Origin of the sequence: Lelliottia sp. 7254-16 (assembly GCF_002922995.1) — a bacterium.
Lineage (GTDB): Bacteria > Pseudomonadota > Gammaproteobacteria > Enterobacterales > Enterobacteriaceae > Enterobacter > Enterobacter jeotgali.
Genome location: NZ_PQVS01000022.1, coordinates 65,658 through 85,976, shown reverse-complemented (window position 1 = coordinate 85,976; position 20,319 = coordinate 65,658). Strand labels below are relative to the sequence as shown.

General features: G+C 54.0%; 18 protein-coding genes, 2 tRNA genes and 1 rRNA gene. 15 read left to right on the top strand and 6 right to left on the bottom strand.

Annotated features, from left to right (window positions below; genetic code table 11):
* The first annotated feature begins 6 nt into the window (after positions 1 to 6).
* The 3 genes from rrf to C3708_RS21955 all read left to right on the top strand — a co-directional run bounded on the left by rrf (position 7) and on the right by C3708_RS21955 (position 383).
* Positions 7 to 122: ribosomal RNA gene (gene rrf / locus C3708_RS21965) — 5S ribosomal RNA — on the top strand.
* A gap of 55 nt (positions 123 to 177) precedes the next feature.
* Positions 178 to 254: transfer RNA gene (locus tag C3708_RS21960), tRNA-Asp, on the top strand.
* A 53-nt stretch (positions 255 to 307) separates the two neighbouring features.
* A tRNA-Trp gene (locus tag C3708_RS21955) sits at positions 308 to 383 on the top strand.
* A gap of 88 nt (positions 384 to 471) precedes the next feature.
* Here C3708_RS21955 and hdfR read toward each other — a convergent pair.
* Positions 472 to 1,293, bottom strand: coding sequence for an HTH-type transcriptional regulator HdfR (gene hdfR / locus C3708_RS21950; protein WP_095283920.1), 822 nt, complete (start codon positions 1,291 to 1,293; stop codon positions 472 to 474).
* Between the two features lie 118 nt (positions 1,294 to 1,411).
* Between hdfR and C3708_RS21945 the strand changes: the two genes are divergently transcribed.
* Positions 1,412 to 1,750, top strand: coding sequence for a DUF413 domain-containing protein (locus C3708_RS21945; protein ID WP_095283919.1), 339 nt, complete (start codon positions 1,412 to 1,414; stop codon positions 1,748 to 1,750).
* A 30-nt stretch (positions 1,751 to 1,780) separates the two neighbouring features.
* Here the strand turns inward: C3708_RS21945 and C3708_RS21940 are convergent, their stop codons facing one another.
* Positions 1,781 to 3,301: a YifB family Mg chelatase-like AAA ATPase gene (locus C3708_RS21940; RefSeq protein ID WP_103950237.1), complete on the bottom strand. Its 1,521-nt coding sequence runs from the start codon at positions 3,299 to 3,301 to the stop codon at positions 1,781 to 1,783.
* A 343-nt stretch (positions 3,302 to 3,644) separates the two neighbouring features.
* On the opposite strand from C3708_RS21940, the gene ilvL reads away from it, so the two are divergent.
* From ilvL to ilvA, 7 genes are all read left to right on the top strand, one after another.
* On the top strand, positions 3,645 to 3,743 hold the full coding sequence (gene ilvL, locus C3708_RS21935; RefSeq protein WP_023620831.1) for an ilv operon leader peptide: 99 nt from the start codon (positions 3,645 to 3,647) through the stop codon (positions 3,741 to 3,743).
* Between the two features lie 86 nt (positions 3,744 to 3,829).
* Complete coding sequence (gene ilvX / locus C3708_RS23795; RefSeq protein WP_194514210.1) at positions 3,830 to 3,886, top strand: peptide IlvX; 57 nt, start codon at positions 3,830 to 3,832, stop codon at positions 3,884 to 3,886.
* Entirely contained in the window at positions 3,883 to 5,529 is a 1,647-nt protein-coding gene (gene ilvG, locus C3708_RS21930) for an acetolactate synthase 2 catalytic subunit (RefSeq protein WP_103950236.1), read from the top strand. Before ilvX ends, ilvG begins: the two co-directional genes overlap by 4 nt.
* Positions 5,526 to 5,789, top strand: coding sequence for an acetolactate synthase 2 small subunit (gene ilvM, locus C3708_RS21925; protein WP_095283916.1), 264 nt, complete (start codon positions 5,526 to 5,528; stop codon positions 5,787 to 5,789). Before ilvG ends, ilvM begins: the two co-directional genes overlap by 4 nt.
* Before the next feature lie 18 nt (positions 5,790 to 5,807).
* Complete coding sequence (gene ilvE / locus C3708_RS21920; RefSeq protein WP_095283915.1) at positions 5,808 to 6,737, top strand: branched-chain-amino-acid transaminase; 930 nt, start codon at positions 5,808 to 5,810, stop codon at positions 6,735 to 6,737.
* Positions 6,738 to 6,797: 60 nt separating this feature from the next.
* Positions 6,798 to 8,648 carry a dihydroxy-acid dehydratase gene (ilvD, locus tag C3708_RS21915; protein WP_095283914.1) on the top strand — a complete coding sequence of 617 codons (1,851 nt, stop codon included), beginning with the start codon at positions 6,798 to 6,800 and terminating at the stop codon, positions 8,646 to 8,648.
* Between the two features lie 2 nt (positions 8,649 to 8,650).
* The gene (gene ilvA, locus C3708_RS21910; RefSeq protein WP_103950238.1) at positions 8,651 to 10,195 is read left to right on the top strand and encodes a threonine ammonia-lyase, biosynthetic; all 1,545 of its coding nucleotides are present in this window, start codon (positions 8,651 to 8,653) and stop codon (positions 10,193 to 10,195) included.
* A gap of 105 nt (positions 10,196 to 10,300) precedes the next feature.
* On the opposite strand, the gene ilvY is transcribed toward ilvA, so the two are convergent.
* Positions 10,301 to 11,191, bottom strand: a complete 891-nt coding sequence (ilvY, locus tag C3708_RS21905) for an HTH-type transcriptional activator IlvY (protein WP_095283913.1) — start codon at positions 11,189 to 11,191, stop codon at positions 10,301 to 10,303.
* A 148-nt stretch (positions 11,192 to 11,339) separates the two neighbouring features.
* On the opposite strand from ilvY, the gene ilvC reads away from it, so the two are divergent.
* Positions 11,340 to 12,815, top strand: a complete 1,476-nt coding sequence (ilvC, locus tag C3708_RS21900; RefSeq protein WP_095283912.1) for a ketol-acid reductoisomerase — start codon at positions 11,340 to 11,342, stop codon at positions 12,813 to 12,815.
* 270 nt (positions 12,816 to 13,085) lie between these two features.
* On the opposite strand, the gene ppiC is transcribed toward ilvC, so the two are convergent.
* On the bottom strand, positions 13,086 to 13,367 hold the full coding sequence (gene ppiC, locus C3708_RS21895; protein WP_015960967.1) for a peptidylprolyl isomerase PpiC: 282 nt from the start codon (positions 13,365 to 13,367) through the stop codon (positions 13,086 to 13,088).
* 94 nt (positions 13,368 to 13,461) lie between these two features.
* On the opposite strand from ppiC, the gene rep reads away from it, so the two are divergent.
* Positions 13,462 to 15,483, top strand: coding sequence for a DNA helicase Rep (gene rep, locus C3708_RS21890; RefSeq protein ID WP_095283911.1), 2,022 nt, complete (start codon positions 13,462 to 13,464; stop codon positions 15,481 to 15,483).
* An 8-nt stretch (positions 15,484 to 15,491) separates the two neighbouring features.
* Here the strand turns inward: rep and gppA are convergent, their stop codons facing one another.
* Positions 15,492 to 16,976 (bottom strand): guanosine-5'-triphosphate,3'-diphosphate diphosphatase, encoded by a 1,485-nt coding sequence (gene gppA, locus C3708_RS21885; protein WP_095283910.1) that lies wholly within the window; start codon positions 16,974 to 16,976, stop codon positions 15,492 to 15,494.
* 5 nt (positions 16,977 to 16,981) lie between these two features.
* Positions 16,982 to 18,250, bottom strand: a complete 1,269-nt coding sequence (gene rhlB / locus C3708_RS21880) for an ATP-dependent RNA helicase RhlB (RefSeq protein WP_095283909.1) — start codon at positions 18,248 to 18,250, stop codon at positions 16,982 to 16,984.
* Positions 18,251 to 18,394: 144 nt separating this feature from the next.
* Here rhlB and trxA point away from each other — a divergent pair, with 144 nt between their 5' ends.
* Together trxA and rho are read left to right on the top strand one after the other, a co-directional pair.
* Complete coding sequence (trxA, locus tag C3708_RS21875) at positions 18,395 to 18,724, top strand: thioredoxin TrxA (RefSeq protein WP_095283908.1); 330 nt, start codon at positions 18,395 to 18,397, stop codon at positions 18,722 to 18,724.
* A gap of 330 nt (positions 18,725 to 19,054) precedes the next feature.
* Positions 19,055 to 20,314: a transcription termination factor Rho gene (gene rho / locus C3708_RS21865; protein WP_095283907.1), complete on the top strand. Its 1,260-nt coding sequence runs from the start codon at positions 19,055 to 19,057 to the stop codon at positions 20,312 to 20,314.
* The last annotated feature ends 5 nt before the right edge of the window (positions 20,315 to 20,319 follow it).

The window sequence follows — 20,319 nt, the reverse complement described above, 5'->3', positions numbered from 1 at the left end:
AATTTGCCTGGCGGCTTTAGCGCGGTGGTCCCACCTGACCCCATGCCGAACTCAGAAGTGAAACGCCGTAGCGCCGATGGTAGTGTGGGGTCTCCCCATGTGAGAGTAGGGAACTGCCAGGCATCAAATTAAGTAGTAAACCGGTGCATCAATCCGGTGGTTACAGAAGTCTTCGGTGGAGCGGTAGTTCAGTCGGTTAGAATACCTGCCTGTCACGCAGGGGGTCGCGGGTTCGAGTCCCGTCCGTTCCGCCACTTATTAAGATATTAAGCCTGCTTACGTAGCAGGCTTAATAGCAAGAAGATTTAGGGGCGTAGCTCAGTTGGTAGAGCACCGGTCTCCAAAACCGGGTGTCGCGAGTTCGAGTCTCTCCGCCCCTGCCATATAGAATCCTTTGCTTCGGCAAAGGATTTTTTTTGCTTTGAATAATCTAAAAAATCCCTTCTCTTGCGTCCCTGCAAGATGTCAGAATTAATCCATCACATTGATTTTTAATAGATCTTTAATTTGAGCATGTTTGTCGCTGTTTTGAAGCCAGATCGCATATAGCGGCCTGATAAGCGTGGTTGAATCAGCGACAGTATGCAGCCCAGGCTTCTCATCCGCCCAGCGCGTGGGTAACCAGGTGCAACCTTTAAGAAGGGATAATTGCTGGCAGGCAATTTCTGCTGAGCTGGTTGTCAGGGAAGGAACATCATCGGACGCAATCAAACCGGCTTCATGCTGCTGGAAATCAGGCCCCCATTCCAGTCGTAAGTAGCTGAGATCTGTCTTCATCATTGAGGGTTCAGAGGCATAGAGCGAAAGACTAAACTGCCCCAGGATCTGGCTGCTAAATTCATCCATTTTGGGGGCTTCTGTGGTGATCAAGAGATCTAACTGACGCTCATGAAGCTGTTTCACCAATGACTGCCGCTGAGCAATTCTGGCCTCAAACTGCAAATTGTCGTGAGATTTGTAGAGCCGTGTGAGCCATTGGCTCAGCATACACTCCCACAACGACGCACTCGCCCCGATCGAAAACTCATTGTACCTCGAGGTATGGGCCACCTCCTTTCGCGCAGCCTGCCAGGTATTCATCAGCGTTTCAGCGTAGGGCAGGAGCTTCTCTCCGGCCGCCGTCAGGCGGATATTATTTCGGTGGCGAGTAAATAGATTCACGCCGAGTTGATTTTCCAGCTGACGAATACGAAAACTCACCGCTGACTGAGTCAGGTAGAGTGCTTCCGCTGCTCGCCCAAAGTGGCGTGTTCTGCTCACTTCGAGGAAAGTTTTTAGCAATTCCGTATCCACATCTTTCTCCGCAATATTATTTGTCGTTATGATTTAAATGTTTTGTTTGACGCTCTGTCAAGCGTAACTAATACTCCGCGCCATAAATAGCTCGGCCAAAGAATTAGGAGCGTGTAGGATGGCGGAAAGCTTTACGACAACTAATCGTTTTTTCGACAATAAAAATTATCCGCGCGGGTTCTCTCGTCATGGCGATTTCACCATCAAAGAGGCGCAACTGCTTGAGCGCCATGGTTACGCCTTTAACGAGCTGGATCTGGGGAAACGTGAGCCTGCAACTGAAGATGAAAAACTGTTTGTTGCCGTTTGCCGTGGTGAGCGTGAACCTGAATCTGAGGTAGAACGCGTATGGATCAAATACATGGCTCGCATTAAGCGACCAAAACGTTTCCATACCCTCTCCGGTGGTAAGCCGCAGATGGAAGGTGCAGAAGACTACACCGAATCTGACGATTGATATATGAGAAAAGGGGCTACGGCCCCTTTTTTACGCCAGCATCTTTTGCAGATGCAGCAGCAACCGATCTATTGCCCTGTAACTCAACGCTTCCTGCAAATGTCGTCGCTCTATATCTGCGCTCTCCTCCAGGTCTGCGATGGTTCTCGCCACCTTTAATAAGCGTTGCCACGCACGCACCGACAGCCCGAACCGTATCAATGTCTCTTCCAGCCAGCATGAGTCAGCAGTGGACAGGCGGCAAAACTGGCGAATTTCCGCGTTATCCAGACGCGCATTGAGTTTGTTTTGACGTTTGTATTGCAACGCCTGCGTAGTTATTACTCTTTTCCGCACCGTACTGCTGCTTTCCCCCGTCAGATTTGTCTGGCTGAGGACACCCGGAGGCGGCAATGGAACTTCGAGCGAGAGATCAAAGCGATCAAGAAATGGACCTGACAGTCTTCCCAGATAACGCAGAGTCTGCTCCGGTTTACTCCGATTATGGTTTCCCTGGTAATGGCCTGATGGGCTAGGGTTCATGGCGGCAATAAGCTGGAATTGCGCGGGATAGGTTATTTTGGCCCGCGTACGGGAGATGTGGATTTGCCCGGACTCAATGGGTTCACGCAAGGCATCCAGAACGCGCCTTTCAAATTCGGGTAATTCATCAAGAAATAAAATGCCGTGGTGCGCCAGGGATATCTCACCGGGTACAGGAATCGAACCGCCACCGACCATCGCATTGAGAGAGGCGCTGTGGTGTGGTGAACGAAATGGCCTTCTACGCCAGTGCTTCTGAAGAGACGTAGAATTCGTCAGACTAATAATTGCCGCACTCTCCAGCGCCTCATGATTGCTTAAAGGCGGAAGCAAGCCGTTGAGTCGACTGGCCAGCATCGTTTTCCCTGTCCCTGGCGGTCCAATGAGGAGCAGGTTATGGCCACCTGCCGCAGTGATTTCCAGCGCCCGCTTTCCCTGCTCCTGCCCGATGATATCGCTTAGATCTTCAGTGTGTTCCGGCGCAATGAGTGGATTCTCCTCCGGTTCAGCCAGCTCATGACGCCCCTCCAGAAAAGCGCACACTTCCTGTAGATGCCCGGCAATCAGGCAACCCTTCTCCTCAATAAGACTGACCTCTGATGAATTTTCAGCAGCCACAATAATTTGCCTTCCTGCTCGTAAGGCAGCTAATGCGCCAGAGATCGCACCGGGAACGCCTCTTAGCGCTCCTGTAAGCGCCAGTTCGCCTACAAACTCATACGTACTCAAATGGGGGGCGTTAAGCTGCTCAGAGGCGGCGAGAAGCGCTATGGCGATAGGTAAATCATATCGTCCCCCTTCTTTCGGTAGGTCAGCGGGAGCCAGGTTGATGGTTATCTTCTTTGCGGGGAAGGCATAACCACTATTGATGATTGCACTACGAACACGATCCCTGGCCTCTTTTACCGTGGTCTCTGGAAGCCCAACGAGCGTTAAGCCAGGCAGCCCATTACTGAGATGAACTTCAACAGAGATGAGCGGCGCCTGTACCCCTAAAGCGGCACGCGTATAAACAACTGACAGTGACATATGTGTCTCCTTTAGAAGTCACTATGCCTGTACGTTTCATTGCTTTTTAGCTGAATATCACAACATTACGACGCAGCTTCCTGCTTATTGATGAAGTGATGTAACTGTTGCTATTCAGCTGAACCGGACTCGCACAGATGAGAAAACCTGTGTTTTTGGAGTCATTGGCACACGACAAAAAATGAAAAATATTCATTTTCTGTTTTCCTCATATAAAACAAACATATTCTGCAAAAAGCTTCGTTAGCTAAGAATTGGCGTCATAAATTTTTCTTGTGTTTGATTCAATGTCTGTGTTACCTCTTTAGGTATTCCTTCGAACAAGATGCTAAAAGAACTCAAAATGACAGCCCTTCTACTAGTGATTAGCCTGGTCGTGATTAGCGTGGTGGTGATTATTATCCCACCGTGCGGGGCTGCACTTGGACGAGGAAAGGCTTAGAAAACAAGCCTTAACGAACTAAGACCCCCGCACCGAAAGGTTCGGGGGTTTTTTTATGACCTAAAAACTTAAACGAGGAGCAGAACATGACAACTAGCACAAAATTCTGTTTCTCAAGATTTATGACGGGGAACTCACTATGAACGGGGCACAATGGGTAGTACATGCATTGCGAGCACAAGGAGTCGAGACCGTGTTCGGCTATCCGGGTGGCGCAATCATGCCGATCTACGATGCACTGTATGACGGCGGCGTGGAGCACTTGTTGTGCCGGCACGAGCAGGGAGCTGCAATGGCAGCAATTGGCTTTGCGCGCGCCACCGGTAAAACCGGCGTCTGTATGGCGACATCCGGGCCGGGTGCAACCAACCTGATCACCGGCCTTGCCGATGCGCTGCTGGACTCCGTTCCTGTGGTCGCCATCACAGGTCAGGTCGCCTCGCCGTTCATCGGAACTGATGCGTTTCAGGAAGTGGACGTTCTTGGTTTGTCGCTTGCCTGCACCAAACACAGTTTCCTGGTGCAATCGCTGGAAGAGCTGCCGCGCGTCATGGCAGAAGCCTTCCAGGTGGCAAACTCAGGCCGTCCTGGCCCGGTTCTGGTTGATATCCCGAAAGATATTCAGGTAGCAGTGGGCGATTTAGAACCGCATTTCTCCACTGTTGAAAGTGATGACTTTTTCCCGCACGAAGCCGTTGAAGAAGCCCGTCAGATGCTGGCTCATGCGCAACAGCCGATGCTGTATGTCGGCGGCGGAGTCGGTATGGCGCAGGCAGTTCCAGCCCTGCGCGAATTTATCGCGGCTACGCGGATGCCTTCAACCTGTACGCTGAAGGGGCTGGGTGCGGTTGATGCCAATGACCCTCACTATCTGGGCATGCTGGGGATGCACGGCACCAAAGCCGCCAATCTGGCGGTACAGGAGTGCGACCTGCTGATCGCCGTTGGTGCGCGTTTTGACGATCGCGTGACCGGTAAACTGAATACCTTCGCGCCGCATGCCAAAGTGATCCATATGGATATCGACCCGGCTGAACTGAACAAGTTGCGTCAGGCACACGTGGCGTTGCAGGGCGATCTGAATACGCTGTTACCCGCCTTGCAGCAGCTATTGTCCATCGACGCATGGCGCCAGCATACCGTGCAGATGCGCGTGGAAAATGCCTGGCGCTACGACCATCCGGGCGAGGCAATTTATGCGCCGCTGCTGTTAAAGCAGCTGTCAGATCGCAAACCGGCAGACTCTGTCGTCACCACCGATGTCGGTCAGCACCAGATGTGGTCGGCCCAGCATATGACCTATACCCGTCCGGAAAACTTCATCACCTCCAGTGGATTAGGCACTATGGGCTTCGGCCTGCCAGCAGCGGTAGGCGCTCAGGTGGCGCGTCCGAATGACACGGTAATCTGCGTCTCTGGCGATGGTTCGTTCATGATGAATGTGCAGGAGCTGGGCACGGTCAAACGCAAACAGCTGCCTTTGAAAATCGTATTGCTGGATAACCAGCGTTTAGGGATGGTTCGCCAGTGGCAGCAGCTGTTTTTCCAGGAGCGCTACAGCGAAACCACCCTTACTGATAATCCTGATTTCCTCGTTCTGGCCAGCGCCTTCGGCATCCCTGGCCAGCACATCACCCGTAAAGACCAGGTTGAAGCGGCACTCGACACCATGCTGTCAAGCGAAGGGCCATACCTGCTTCATGTCTCAATCGACGAGCTTGAGAATGTCTGGCCACTGGTGCCACCCGGCGCTAGCAACGCACAAATGATGGAGAAATTATCATGATGCAACACCAGGTCGCCGTTCAGGCCCGCTTCAATCCCGAAACATTAGAACGCGTCTTACGCGTGGTCCGTCACCGTGGTTTTCAGATCTGCGCCATGAATATGGAAACTGCCACCGATGCCCAGAACATAAATATCGAATTGACCGTTGCCAGTCCACGGTCGGTCGACTTACTGTTTAGCCAGTTAAGTAAACTGGTTGATGTTGCCCACGTGGCCATCTGCCAGAGCACAACCACATCACAACAAATCCGCGCTTAAGCGTGACAGGAAGAAAACATGACGACGAAGAAAGCTGATTACATTTGGTTCAACGGTGAGATGGTTCGTTGGGAAGATGCCACGGTACACGTGATGTCCCACGCTTTGCACTACGGTACTTCGGTGTTTGAAGGCGTCCGTTGCTACGACTCTCACAAAGGACCAGTGGTGTTCCGCCATCGCGAACATATGCAGCGTCTGCATGACTCAGCCAAAATCTATCGTTTCCCGGTTTCTCAAAGCGTTGATGAGCTGATGGAAGCGTGCCGCGCGGTGCTGCGCAAAAACAATCTGACCAGCGCCTACATTCGTCCGCTGGTCTTTGTGGGTGATGTCGGGATGGGCGTAAACCCGCCAGCCGGTTACAACACAGACGTCATCATTGCCGCGTTCCCGTGGGGGGCATACCTCGGCGCAGAAGCGCTGGAGCAGGGGATCGACGCAATGGTTTCTTCCTGGAATCGCGTGGCGCCAAACACCATCCCAACCGCGGCGAAAGCGGGCGGTAACTACCTCTCTTCCCTGCTGGTCGGTAGCGAAGCGCGCCGTCACGGTTATCAGGAAGGTATCGCTCTGGACGTGAACGGCTATATCTCTGAAGGTGCCGGTGAAAACCTGTTCGAAGTGAAAGACGGCATTCTGTTTACGCCGCCATTTACCTCTTCCGCGCTGCCGGGTATCACCCGCGATGCGATCATCAAGCTGGCGAAAGATCTGGGTATCGAAGTGCGCGAGCAGGTGCTGTCCCGCGAATCCCTGTACCTGGCAGATGAAGTCTTCATGTCCGGTACCGCGGCAGAAATCACGCCGGTTCGCAGCGTAGACGGTATTCAGGTGGGCGAAGGCCGTCGTGGCCCGGTCACCAAACGCATTCAGGATGCATTCTTTGGCCTCTTCACCGGTGAAACGGAAGATAAATGGGGCTGGCTGGATCAAGTTAATTCATAAGTATCATTTTGGGACGGCACGCACCGTCCCACTGATTAGATAGACGGGAGTCAATAAAGCATGCCTAAGTATCGTTCTGCCACCACCACCCACGGCCGCAATATGGCCGGTGCCCGCGCGCTGTGGCGCGCAACCGGGATGACCGACGCTGACTTCGGTAAGCCGATTATCGCCGTGGTTAACTCCTTTACCCAGTTTGTGCCGGGCCACGTGCATCTGCGCGATCTCGGTAAACTGGTCGCCGAGCAAATCGAAGCCGCAGGCGGCGTGGCGAAAGAGTTCAATACCATCGCAGTGGATGACGGTATCGCGATGGGCCACGGGGGCATGCTTTATTCACTGCCGTCGCGCGAGCTGATCGCCGATTCGGTCGAGTACATGGTGAACGCCCACTGTGCCGATGCGATGGTCTGCATCTCGAACTGCGACAAAATCACCCCGGGGATGCTGATGGCCTCCCTGCGCCTGAACATTCCGGTGATCTTCGTCTCCGGTGGCCCGATGGAAGCTGGTAAAACCAAGCTCTCCGACAAAATCATCAAACTCGACCTGGTCGATGCGATGATTCAGGGCGCGGACCCGAAAGTCTCCGATGAGCAGAGCGATCAGGTCGAGCGTTCTGCCTGTCCGACCTGCGGCTCCTGTTCCGGGATGTTCACCGCCAACTCCATGAACTGTCTGACCGAAGCGCTGGGCCTTTCACAGCCGGGTAACGGTTCACTGCTGGCGACCCACGCTGACCGTAAGCAGTTGTTCCTCAATGCCGGTACGCGCATCGTTGAACTGACCAAACGCTATTACGAACAAGACGACGCCAGCGCGCTGCCGCGTAACATCGCGAACAAAGCGGCGTTCGAAAATGCCATGACCCTGGACATCGCCATGGGCGGTTCCACCAACACCGTTCTGCACCTGCTCGCTGCCGCGCAGGAAGCTGAAATTGATTTCACCATGAGTGATATCGACAAGCTTTCGCGCAAAGTTCCGCAGCTGTGTAAAGTCGCGCCAAGTACCCAGAAGTACCACATGGAAGACGTACACCGTGCCGGTGGCGTGCTGGGAATTCTGGGCGAGCTGGACCGCGCCAATTTGCTGAACCGGGAAGTGAAAAACATTCTTGGCCTGACGCTGCCACAAACGCTGGAACAGTACGATGTCGTGCTGACCAAAGACGAGGCGGTCAAAAAGATGTTCCGCGCTGGTCCGGCCGGTATTCGCACCACCCAGGCGTTCTCGCAGGATTGCCGCTGGGATACGCTGGATGACGATCGCGCTGAAGGCTGCATCCGTTCTCTTGAACACGCCTACAGCCAGGACGGTGGTCTTGCCGTACTGTACGGTAACTTTGCCGAAAATGGCTGCATCGTTAAAACGGCAGGCGTGGACGACAGCATCCTGAAGTTCACCGGTCCGGCGAAAGTGTACGAAAGCCAGGACGATGCGGTTGAAGCGATTCTGGGCGGTAAAGTGGTCGCGGGCGACGTCGTGGTTATCCGCTACGAAGGGCCAAAAGGCGGGCCGGGTATGCAGGAAATGCTCTACCCAACCACCTTCCTGAAATCTATGGGTCTTGGCAAAGCCTGTGCGTTAATCACCGACGGTCGTTTCTCCGGCGGCACTTCTGGCCTGTCCATCGGCCACGTTTCCCCGGAAGCGGCGAGCGGCGGCAACATCGCCATCATTGAAGACGGCGACATGATTGCGATCGACATTCCAAATCGCGGTATTCAGCTTCAGCTGAGTGAGCAAGAAATTGCAGCGCGTCGTGAAGCTCAGGAAGCGCGCGGCGATAAAGCCTGGACGCCAAAAAACCGCCAGCGTGAAGTCTCCTTCGCCCTGCGTGCTTACGCCACCCTTGCCACCAGTGCGGACAAAGGCGCGGTGCGCGATAAATCCAAACTTGGGGGCTAATGATGGCCGAATCACAACCCTTATCCGCCGCCCCTGAGGGGGCGGAATATCTCAGAGCGGTGCTACGTGCGCCGGTCTACGAGGCTGTGCAGGTCACGCCGCTGCAAAAAATGGACAAGCTGTCGTTACGTCTCGATAACGTGATTCTGGTGAAGCGCGAAGACCGCCAGCCAGTGCACAGCTTTAAGCTGCGCGGTGCCTACGCGATGATGGCCGGGTTAACGGAAGAGCAAAAAGCGCGCGGTGTAATCACCGCATCGGCGGGGAATCACGCCCAGGGCGTGGCGTTTTCTGCCGCACGTTTAGGGCTGAAAGCGCTGATCGTGATGCCGGTCGCCACCGCTGACATCAAAGTCGATGCGGTACGCGGTTTTGGCGGCGAAGTCCTGCTTCACGGGGCGAATTTTGATGAAGCCAAAGCGCGCGCCATTGACCTGGCGCAACAGCAGGGCTTTACCTGGGTGCCACCGTTCGATCATCCGATGGTGATCGCCGGGCAAGGTACGCTGGCGCTGGAGCTGCTGCAGCAGGATGCGCACCTCGATCGGGTGTTTGTCCCGGTGGGTGGCGGTGGTCTGGCGGCGGGCGTCGCGGTGCTTATCAAACAGCTGATGCCGCAGATCAAAGTGATTGCGGTCGAAGCGGAAGATTCCGCCTGCCTGAAAGCGGCGCTGGACGCCGGTCATCCGGTCGATCTGCCGCGCGTGGGTCTGTTTGCGGAAGGCGTGGCGGTGAAACGCATCGGCGACGAAACCTTCCGCGTTTGCCAGGAATATCTGGATGACATCATCACCGTCGACAGCGATGCGATTTGCGCGGCGATGAAAGACTTGTTCGAGGACGTTCGCGCAGTAGCGGAACCGTCTGGCGCGCTGGCGCTGGCGGGGATGAAAAAATACATCGCCCAACATAACATTCGCGGAGAACGCCTGGCGCATGTGCTGTCTGGTGCGAACGTGAACTTCCACGGCCTGCGCTACGTGTCTGAACGCTGCGAGTTAGGCGAGCAACGCGAAGCGCTGCTGGCGGTGACGATTCCTGAAGAGAAGGGCAGCTTCCTGAAGTTTTGCCAGCTGCTTGGCGGGCGTTCAGTCACCGAGTTTAACTATCGATTTGCCGATGCTAAAGACGCCTGCATTTTTGTCGGCGTGCGTCTAAGCCGTGGGCTGGAAGAGCGTAAAGAGATCCTTCATCTGTTGAATGAAGGTGGCTACAGCGTAGTGGATCTGTCCGATGACGAGATGGCGAAACTGCACGTGCGCTATATGGTCGGTGGCCGTCCGTCGAAGCCGTTACAGGAACGTCTGTTCAGCTTTGAGTTTCCAGAATCTCCGGGCGCACTGCTTAAGTTCCTGCACACGCTGGGCACCCACTGGAACATTTCGCTGTTCCACTATCGCAGCCACGGCACCGATTACGGGCGCGTATTGGCGGCGTTTGAACTGGGCGAGCACGAACCGGATTTCGAAACCCGGCTGAACGAGCTGGGCTACGATTGTCACGACGAAACTCATAACCCGGCGTTCAGGTTCTTCCTGGCGGGTTAATACCACAAGCTTTTGTAGGCCGGATAAGGCGCTTGCGCCGCCATCCGGCAAAACCCCGCCCGATGGCGCTGCGCTTATCGGGCCTACACTGGCTCCGGCATGGGTTTAATGGTTCGGCAAAATCTGCCAAAACGCATCAATAAGCGGCTCATGCAGCCGCTTTTTTTGTGCGCAAACGCCAAGCTCAAACGGCGTTTTCTCGTCGCTGCGCTCCAAAATCATCACGCGATTGCGCACCGGCTCCGGGCTGTTTTCCAGCACCACTTCCGGCAGCAGCGCCACACCACAACCGAGGGCGACCATCGACACCATCGCTTCATGCCCGCCTACCGTTGCGTAGATAGATGGATTACTGATTTTCTGCCGACGGAACCACAGCTCGATGCGACGACGCACTGGTCCCTGATCGGCCATAATAAACGGCACCGTTGACCAGTCGGGACTATCGACCGACACCTGGTTGCGCACCGGGCACGGCAGCGCCGGGGCGATTAACACCACCGCCAGATTTTCCAGCATCGAAAAAGCCACCGCGCCGGGCAGCGTTTCGGGTTTGCCTGCAATCGCCAGATCGGCTTCGCCCGTCACCACCTTCTCCATTGCATCAGCGGCATCACCGGTGGTGAGCTTGATTTCTACCGACGGGTGCTCGGCGCGAAAACGGTCGAGAATCGGTGGCAAGTGACTGTAGGCCGCTGTAACGGAGCAGAAAATATGCAGCTCACCAGAAAGGGATGGCCCCTGCTGATCGATAGTGTGCCGCAGCCGCTGATACTGGAGCAGCGTCTGCTGGGCGAAAGATCGCAGCTCTTCACCCGCTTCGGTGAGCGTCACGGTACGGTTATCACGCACAAACAGCGCCTGGCCGAGATCTTCTTCCAGGCGCTGGATCTGCCGGGAAAGTGTGGAAGGGCTAACATGCATGGCTCGCGCGCTGCGGCCAAAATGGCGACTTTCCGCCAGATGCAGGAAGGTTTTGAGATCGCGTAAATCCACAGACCACACTCCACGATTTTACGTTGCAGAAATTGCAACGTGACGTTGTGAATATATCAATTTCCGCAATAAATTTCCTGTCATATAGTAAGTTCATTCTCGCATAAGCGACCCGAACAATAAGCAACACAACATCACGGAGTTCACCATGGCTAACTACTTCAACACACTGAATCTGCGCCAGCAGCTGGCACAGTTGGGCAAATGTCGCTTTATGGCGCGCGATGAGTTCGCCGATGGCGCGAGCTACCTTCAGGGGAAAAAAGTGGTCATCGTCGGCTGTGGCGCACAGGGTCTGAACCAGGGCCTGAACATGCGTGACTCCGGTCTGGATATCTCCTACGCCCTGCGCAAAGAAGCGATTGCTGAGAAGCGTGCTTCCTGGCGTAAAGCGACCGAAAACGGCTTCAAAGTCGGTACCTACGAAGAGCTGATCCCGCAGGCGGATCTGGTGGTTAACCTGACGCCAGACAAACAGCACTCCGACGTTGTGCGCTCCGTTCAGCCGCTGATGAAAGACGGCGCGGCGCTTGGCTACTCTCACGGTTTCAACATCGTTGAAGTGGGCGAGCAGATTCGTAAAGACATCACCGTGGTGATGGTTGCGCCGAAGTGCCCAGGCACCGAAGTGCGTGAAGAGTACAAACGTGGTTTCGGCGTGCCGACGCTGATCGCCGTTCACCCGGAAAACGATCCGAAAGGCGAAGGCATGGCGATTGCTAAAGCCTGGGCTGCGGCAACCGGTGGTCACCGTGCGGGCGTGCTGGAATCTTCCTTCGTGGCAGAAGTGAAATCTGACCTGATGGGCGAGCAAACTATTCTGTGCGGTATGTTGCAGGCCGGTTCTCTGCTGTGCTTCGACAAGCTGGTGGAAGAGGGTACCGACCCGTCTTACGCAGAAAAACTGATTCAGTTCGGCTGGGAAACCATCACCGAAGCGCTGAAACAGGGCGGTATCACGCTGATGATGGACCGTCTGTCCAACCCGGCAAAACTGCGTGCTTATGCGCTGTCTGAACAGCTGAAAGAGATCATGGCGCCGCTGTTCCAGAAACACATGGATGACATCATCTCCGGTGAATTCTCTTCCGGCATGATGGCTGACTGGGCCAACGACGACAAAAATCTGCTGACCTGGCGCGAAGAGACCGGTAAAACCGCCTTCGAAACCGCCGCTCAGTTTGACGGTAAAATCAGCGAGCAGGAGTACTTCGATAAAGGTGTGCTGATGATCGCGATGGTGAAAGCGGGCGTTGAGCTGGCATTCGAAACTATGGTCGATTCCGGCATCATCGAAGAGTCTGCTTACTACGAATCACTGCACGAGCTGCCGTTGATCGCCAACACCATTGCCCGTAAGCGCCTGTATGAAATGAACGTGGTTATCTCTGATACCGCTGAATACGGTAACTACCTGTTCTCTTACGCTTGTGTACCTCTGCTGAAAGAGTTCATGACCACCCTGCAGACTGGCGATTTGGGCAAAGCGATCACCGAAGGTGCGGTAGATAACGCCCAGCTGCGCGACGTGAACGAAGCGATTCGCAGCCATGCGATTGAGAGCGTGGGCCATACGCTGCGTGGATACATGAAAGATATGAAGCGTATTGCTGTAGCGGGCTGATTCCTCGTCGCCTTTCGACTTGCAGATGCGTTGGCTGCATTCGCACAGCCCAGTCACATAGTTATCTATGCTCCTGGACTGTGCTCATTTACCGCCTTCCTGCAATTCGGAATGCTTAGAGGAACTCAACGAATGTAGGCCCGGTAAGGCGAAGCCGCCACCGGGCTTTTTGCTTTGCGAGGGTAGTGCGGCCTGGTGCCCTCACCTCAGCCCTCTCCCACGGGAGAGGGTGCAAAAACAAAAAGCCTTCTCGATGAGAAGGCTTTGCTGTTAATTTCGGTAAAGCACTTTAATGATGTGATAACCGAACTGAGTGTGCAGTGGGCCGGTTGGCTCCAGCACCGGGCAGGAGAACACCACTTTATCAAATGCCGGAACCATCTGGCCCTGACGGAATTCACCTAAGTGACCGCCTTTTTTGCCTGACGGGCAGGTAGAGTGTTTCTTCGCCAGTTTCTCGAAGTCTGCGCCGTTTTTTATCTGCTCCAGAAGATCCAGTGCCAGTTTCTCTTCTTTAACAAGAATATGCAGTGCTGCTGCTGTTTTTGCCATGATCGTGCCTTGAGTGGTATGGATTAGGCTCGCTATACTACCACACGCGTTTTTCCTTTTTATCTCCTCCCGACCTTCATTGAGTGAACTTCTTATGCGTTTAAACCCCGGACAACAACAAGCCGTCGAATTCGTCACCGGACCTTGCCTGGTGCTGGCGGGTGCGGGCTCCGGAAAGACGCGCGTCATCACCAATAAAATTGCCCATCTGATTCGAGGCTGCGGTTATCAGGCCCGCCATATCGCGGCGGTGACCTTTACCAATAAAGCGGCGCGCGAAATGAAGGAGCGTGTCGGGCAAACGCTCGGGCGTAAAGAGGCGCGCGGCCTGATGATCTCCACTTTCCACACGCTGGGGCTGGATATCATCAAACGCGAATACGCCGCGCTGGGGATGAAATCGAATTTCTCACTTTTTGACGATACCGATCAGGTCGCATTGCTCAAAGAGCTGACCGAAGGCCGGATCGAAGACGACAAACTGATTCTCCAGCAGCTGATCTCGACGATCTCCAACTGGAAAAACGATCTGATGACGCCCGCACAGGCGGCGGCGAGCGCTAAAGGCGAGCGCGATCGGATCTTCGCCCATTGCTACAGCCTGTATGACGACCATCTCAAAGCCTGTAACGTCCTCGATTTTGACGACCTGATCCTGCTGCCAACGCTGCTTCTCCAGCGCAATGAAGAGGTGCGCGAGCGCTGGCAGAATAAAATCCGCTACCTGCTGGTGGATGAATATCAGGACACCAACACCAGCCAGTATGAGCTGGTAAAACTGCTGGTGGGGCAGCGCGCGCGCTTTACCGTGGTGGGCGACGACGACCAGTCGATCTACTCCTGGCGCGGTGCGCGTCCGCAAAACCTGGTGCTGCTGAGCAAAGATTTTCCCGCGCTTCAGGTTATCAAGCTGGAACAGAACTACCGTTCGTCCGGGCGAATTCTGAAAGCGGCGAACATTCTGATCGCCAACAACCCGCACGTCTTTGAAAAACGTCTGTTCTCCGAGCTGGGTTATGGCACCGAGCTTAAAGTCCTCAGCGCTAACAATGAAGAACATGAAGCCGAGCGTGTGGCGGGCGAGCTGATCGCCCATCACTTCGTCAATAAAACACAATACAAAGACTACGCCATCCTGTATCGCGGAAATCACCAGTCGCGCGTCTTTGAAAAAATGTTGATGCAAAACCGCATCCCTTACAAAATTTCCGGCGGGACTTCGTTCTTCTCACGCCCTGAAATCAAAGATTTACTGGCCTACTTACGCGTCCTGACTAACCCAGACGATGACAGCGCATTTTTGCGTATCGTGAATACGCCCAAGCGTGAAATTGGCCCGGCGACGCTGCAAAAGCTGGGCGAATGGGCGATGACTCGCAATAAAAGTATGTTCACTGCCAGCTTCGATATGGGCCTGAGCCAGACGCTCACCGGGCGCGGCTACGAATCGCTCACACGTTTTACCCAGTGGCTGGGTGAAATACAGCGTCAGGTTGAGCGCGAGCCGATTGTTGCCGTGCGTGATTTGATTCGCGGAATTGATTACGAATCCTGGCTGTATGAAACCTCCGCCAGCCCGAAAGCGGCTGAAATGCGTATGAAAAACGTCAATCAGCTGTTTACGTGGATGACCGAAATGCTGGAAGGTTCGGAGATTGACGAGCCAATGACCCTGACGCAGGTGGTCACTCGTTTTACTCTGCGCGACATGATGGAACGCGGCGAGAGCGAAGAAGAGGCGGATCAGGTTCAGCTCATGACGCTACATGCGTCCAAAGGTCTTGAATTCCCCTACGTTTATCTGGTGGGAATGGAAGAGGGTTTATTGCCGCATCAAAGCAGTATTGATGAGGACAACGTCGATGAAGAACGGCGTCTGGCCTATGTGGGCATTACCCGCGCGCAGAAAGAGCTGATCTTTACGCTGTGTAAGGAGCGTCGTCAGTATGGTGAACTGGTGCGCCCGGAACCGAGCCGTTTCCTGCTTGAACTCCCGCAAGACGATCTTGTCTGGGAGCAAGAGCGCAAAGTGATTACTGCGGAAGAAAGGATGCACAAAGGACAGGCCAACGTGGCCAATATCCGTGCGATGCTGGCGAAAGCCAAAGAGAAGTAGCGGCGACGCTATTTGACTTCAAGAGCCCAGTGGACGTAACTCTGCCACTGGCATTCCTGTTCGATCATTTCCGCGCCAAGTGGATGATTATCCAACCAGTTATCCGGCAGAGTAAGCGTCAGATTTTCACCTTCCGCAGCCAGTGCGATGGCGGGCAGCAGGTCAGCGCGACGGCGGCTGGCAAACAGAATCGCCAGTCGTAGCAGTCGACAGAGATGCTCCGCAACCCGAGGCGGGACCGCATTTTGCTGATGCAAAGACGAGAGATCGACCGTGTTGGTCTGGTTGAGCAGTAATGTGGCCAGCAGCTTTTTCTGCGCAGGGGTAAAACCGGGCAGATCCAGATTGCGTACCAGATACGCGGCATGGAGCGGCGCCTGCTTAAAATCGATACTTAAGCCAATTTCATGCAGCGAACAGGCACTGAGTAATAAATCACGGCTTAATGGCTCAAGCGCCCACGTTGTCGCCACCTGGTCTGCAAAACTTGAGGCCAGTTGGGCCACGCGCTGCGCCTGCTCTGTATCGACGATAAAACGACGCTGAACGTTGCGTAGCGTTCGGCTACGAATATCCTGCTCCACGGCAAGATGCAACATGCCGTAAACCAATCCTTCGCGCAGCGCACCGCCTGCCAGCGTCATACAATGAATGTTTAATTCGGTGAAAATCGCGATTAGGATCGCCAGACCGCTTGGGAATACCAGTGCACGTTCCAGCGTCAGCCCTTCGATTTCCAGCTCTTCCAGGCGACCACATTGAATGGCGCGCTGTTTAAGCTGCTGAAGTTTGGCGAGCGTGATCCGCTCATCCATGCCCTGCGCCATCATAATTTCTTGCAGAGCCTGAACCGTTCCCGACGCACCAACACACACTTTCCAGCCGTGATAGCGCAGCTCGTCCATGACGGGACGTAAAACTTCTCGCGCGGCTTTTTCGGCCTCGTCGAAGTTTTCCTGTGCAAGATTGCGATCGGTAAAATAGCGCTCAAGCCAGGTGACACAGCCCATCGACAGACTGAATAAAGAGGTCGCCTGCGAACCGGTTCCGGTCACCAGTTCGGTGCTGGCACCGCCAATATCGACCACCAGACGACGATCGTCGCCGCCCGTGGTGTGGGCAACGCCCTGATAAATCAAACGCGCTTCTTCTTCACCGCTGATCACCTGCACCGGACAGCCGAGGATTTCTTGCGCTTTCGCGATAAAATCGACGGAGTTCACTGCCAGTCGCAGCGTGGCGGTGGCGACAACACGAATTTGATTGTGCGGGATATCCTGAAGGCGTTCTGCGAAGAGACGCAGGCATTGCCAACCGCGTTCCATCGCTTCAGGAGAGAGATAATTATCGCTGCTCAGGCCCGCCGCGAGACGGACCTTGCGCTTGATGCGCGTCAGGGTCTGAATGCTCCCCGCCACCTCGCGTACAACCAGCATATGAAAACTATTCGAACCTAAATCAATAGCTGCATAAAGCGAGGTGGAACTGAGCATAGTAATTAACCTGAACGACGGCGGTTACGTGGTGCTCCGCCGGTGCGACGTGGGCCATTGCCGGAGCGGGCGCGAGTCAGGCGCTTCGCCGGTGGCAGATCACTCATCAGCGCTTCCGGATTGTATTTACTCTGCGGAATAGAGTGGCCGATGTAAGTCTCAATGGCAGGCAGATTCAGGGCATACTCTTCACAGGCAAGGCTGATAGAGTGGCCGCTGGCACCCGCGCGACCGGTACGACCGATGCGGTGAACGTAATCTTCACAATCGTCAGGAAGATCGTAGTTAAAGACGTGAGTCACGGCTGGAATGTGCAGGCCACGAGCAGCAACGTCGGTTGCAACCAGGATATCCAGATCGCCACGGGTAAATTCTTCAAGGATGCGCAGACGTTTTTTCTGTGCCACATCACCCGTCAGCAGGCCGACGCGATGTCCGTCTGCGGCAAGATGGCCCCAGATGTCTTCACAGCGATGCTTAGTGTTCGCAAAGATAATGGCGCGATCTGGCCACTCTTCTTCGATCAGCGTTTGCAGCAGGCGCATTTTCTCTTCGTTGGAAGGATAGAAAAGCTCTTCTTTAATACGATGACCTGTTTTTTGCTCCGGCTCGACTTCCACATATTCGGCGTTGTTCATTTGCTCGAACGCCAGTTCACGAACGCGGTAAGAGAGAGTCGCGGAGAACAGCATATTCAGGCGCTGCGGAGTAGGTGGCATGCGACGGAACAACCAGCGGATGTCTTTGATGAAGCCCAAATCGTACATGCGATCTGCTTCATCGAGTACCACAACCTGGATAGCACCGAGGTTAATATGGTTTTGTTTAGCGTAATCAATCAGGCGGCCCGTGGTGCCGATAAGAATATCAACGCCGCTTTCCAGCACTTTCAGCTGTTTATCATAGCCGTCACCGCCATAAGCCAGACCCAGCTTCAAGCCAGTGGTCTGAGCCAGAGGTTCTGCGTCAGCGTGGATCTGCACCGCAAGTTCTCGCGTTGGAGCCATGATCAGCGCACGCGGTTGGTTAACTTTTCGGTCAGCAATTGCTGGATGAGAAAGTAAATAATGGAACGTTGACGTTAAAAACGCCATCGTTTTGCCAGTACCGGTTTGCGCCTGCCCTGCAACATCGCGACCTGCCAGCGTGAGCGGCAGAGCGAGGGCTTGAATGGGCGTGCAGTTATGAAAGCCTTTATTTTCAAGGGCTTCGATAACTTTTGCGTGCAGGGCGAAGTCGGAAAACTTCTGTTCTGTTAAATGTGTTTTGCTCATAGTGTGGTAGAATATCAGCTTACTATTGCTTTACGAAAGCGTATCCGGTGAAATAAAGTCAACCTTTAGTTGGTTAATGCTACATCAACACGTCGTTGATTAATCCTACACCAACACACCAGGCTTATTCCTGTGGAGTTATATATGAGCGATAAAATTATTCACCTGACTGACGACAGTTTTGACACGGACGTACTTAAAGCTGACGGGCTGACCCTCGTCGATTTCTGGGCTGAATGGTGTGGTCCTTGCAAAATGATCGCTCCGATTCTGGATGAAATCGCTGACGAATATCAGGGCAAACTGACAATTGCCAAGCTGAACATCGACCAGAACCCCGGCACCGCGCCGAAATACGGCATCCGTGGTATCCCTACGCTGCTGCTGTTCAAAAATGGCGAAGTGGCTGCAACCAAAGTGGGCGCACTGTCCAAAGGTCAGCTGAAAGAGTTCCTGGACGCTAATCTGGCGTAAGGTTTCTCGGCCGGCGTCTGGATTCCGAAATTCTGTGGATCTCTGGACGCCCGGCTTTAGTCGTGCTAAGTTACCTATGACTTCGATTTAAACATACCTTGTCGTTCTAGATTTACCCGATGCTTCCCATTGATACATGAAAGATGCGAGAAGCTGATAGATTCCGGGCTTGTCACTCAATCCGTCTTGTCGTTTCAGTTCTGTGCTTTCTCTTTGACCAGACAGCGAACAGACATGAGTTGATGGCCGCTAACAGGCATGGATGACCCTGCCATACCATTCACAACATTAAGTTCGAGTTTCACCCCGAGTTTAAGAACCCACACCATTATGAATCTTACCGAATTAAAGAATACGCCGGTTTCTGAGCTGATTACTCTCGGCGAAAATATGGGGCTGGAAAACCAGGCTCGTATGCGCAAGCAGGACATCATTTTTGCCATCCTGAAGCAGCACGCAAAGAGTGGCGAAGATATCTTTGGCGACGGTGTACTGGAGATATTGCAAGACGGATTTGGTTTCCTCCGCTCTGCAGACAGCTCCTACCTCGCCGGTCCTGATGACATCTACGTTTCCCCTAGCCAAATCCGCCGTTTCAACCTCCGTACAGGTGATACCATTTCAGGTAAGATTCGTCCTCCGAAAGAGGGTGAACGCTACTTCGCGCTGTTGAAAGTTAACGAAGTTAACTACGACAAACCTGAAAATGCGCGCAACAAGATCCTGTTCGAAAACTTAACGCCGCTGCACGCTAACTCGCGTCTGCGCATGGAGCGTGGTAACGGTTCTACCGAAGACCTCACCGCTCGCGTTCTGGATCTGGCTTCTCCAATTGGTCGTGGCCAGCGTGGTCTGATCGTGGCACCGCCGAAAGCGGGTAAAACAATGCTGCTGCAGAACATCGCACAGAGCATTGCTTACAACCACCCAGACTGCGTGCTGATGGTTCTGCTGATCGATGAGCGTCCAGAAGAAGTGACCGAGATGCAGCGTCTGGTTAAAGGTGAAGTGGTTGCTTCTACCTTTGATGAACCCGCATCACGCCACGTTCAGGTTGCTGAAATGGTTATCGAGAAAGCGAAGCGTCTGGTTGAACACAAGAAAGACGTTATCATCCTGCTCGACTCCATCACTCGTCTGGCGCGTGCGTACAACACCGTTGTCCCGGCCTCCGGTAAAGTACTGACCGGTGGTGTGGATGCCAACGCCCTGCATCGTCCGAAGCGTTTCTTCGGTGCTGCGCGTAACGTGGAAGAGGGCGGAAGCCTGACCATCATCGCGACTGCGCTGATTGATACCGGCTCCAAAATGGATGAAGTTATTTACGAAGAGTTTAAAGGTACAGGCAACATGGAACTGCACCTCTCTCGTAAAATCGCAGAGAAGCGAGTCTTCCCGGCGATTGACTACAACCGTTCTGGTACGCGTAAAGAAGAGCTGCTCACCACTCAGGAAGAGCTGCAGAAAATGTGGATTCTGCGCAAGATCATTCACCCAATGGGCGAAATCGACGCAATGGAATTCCTCATCAATAAGCTGGCAATGACTAAGACAAACGACGATTTCTTCGACATGATGAAACGCTCGTAATATAA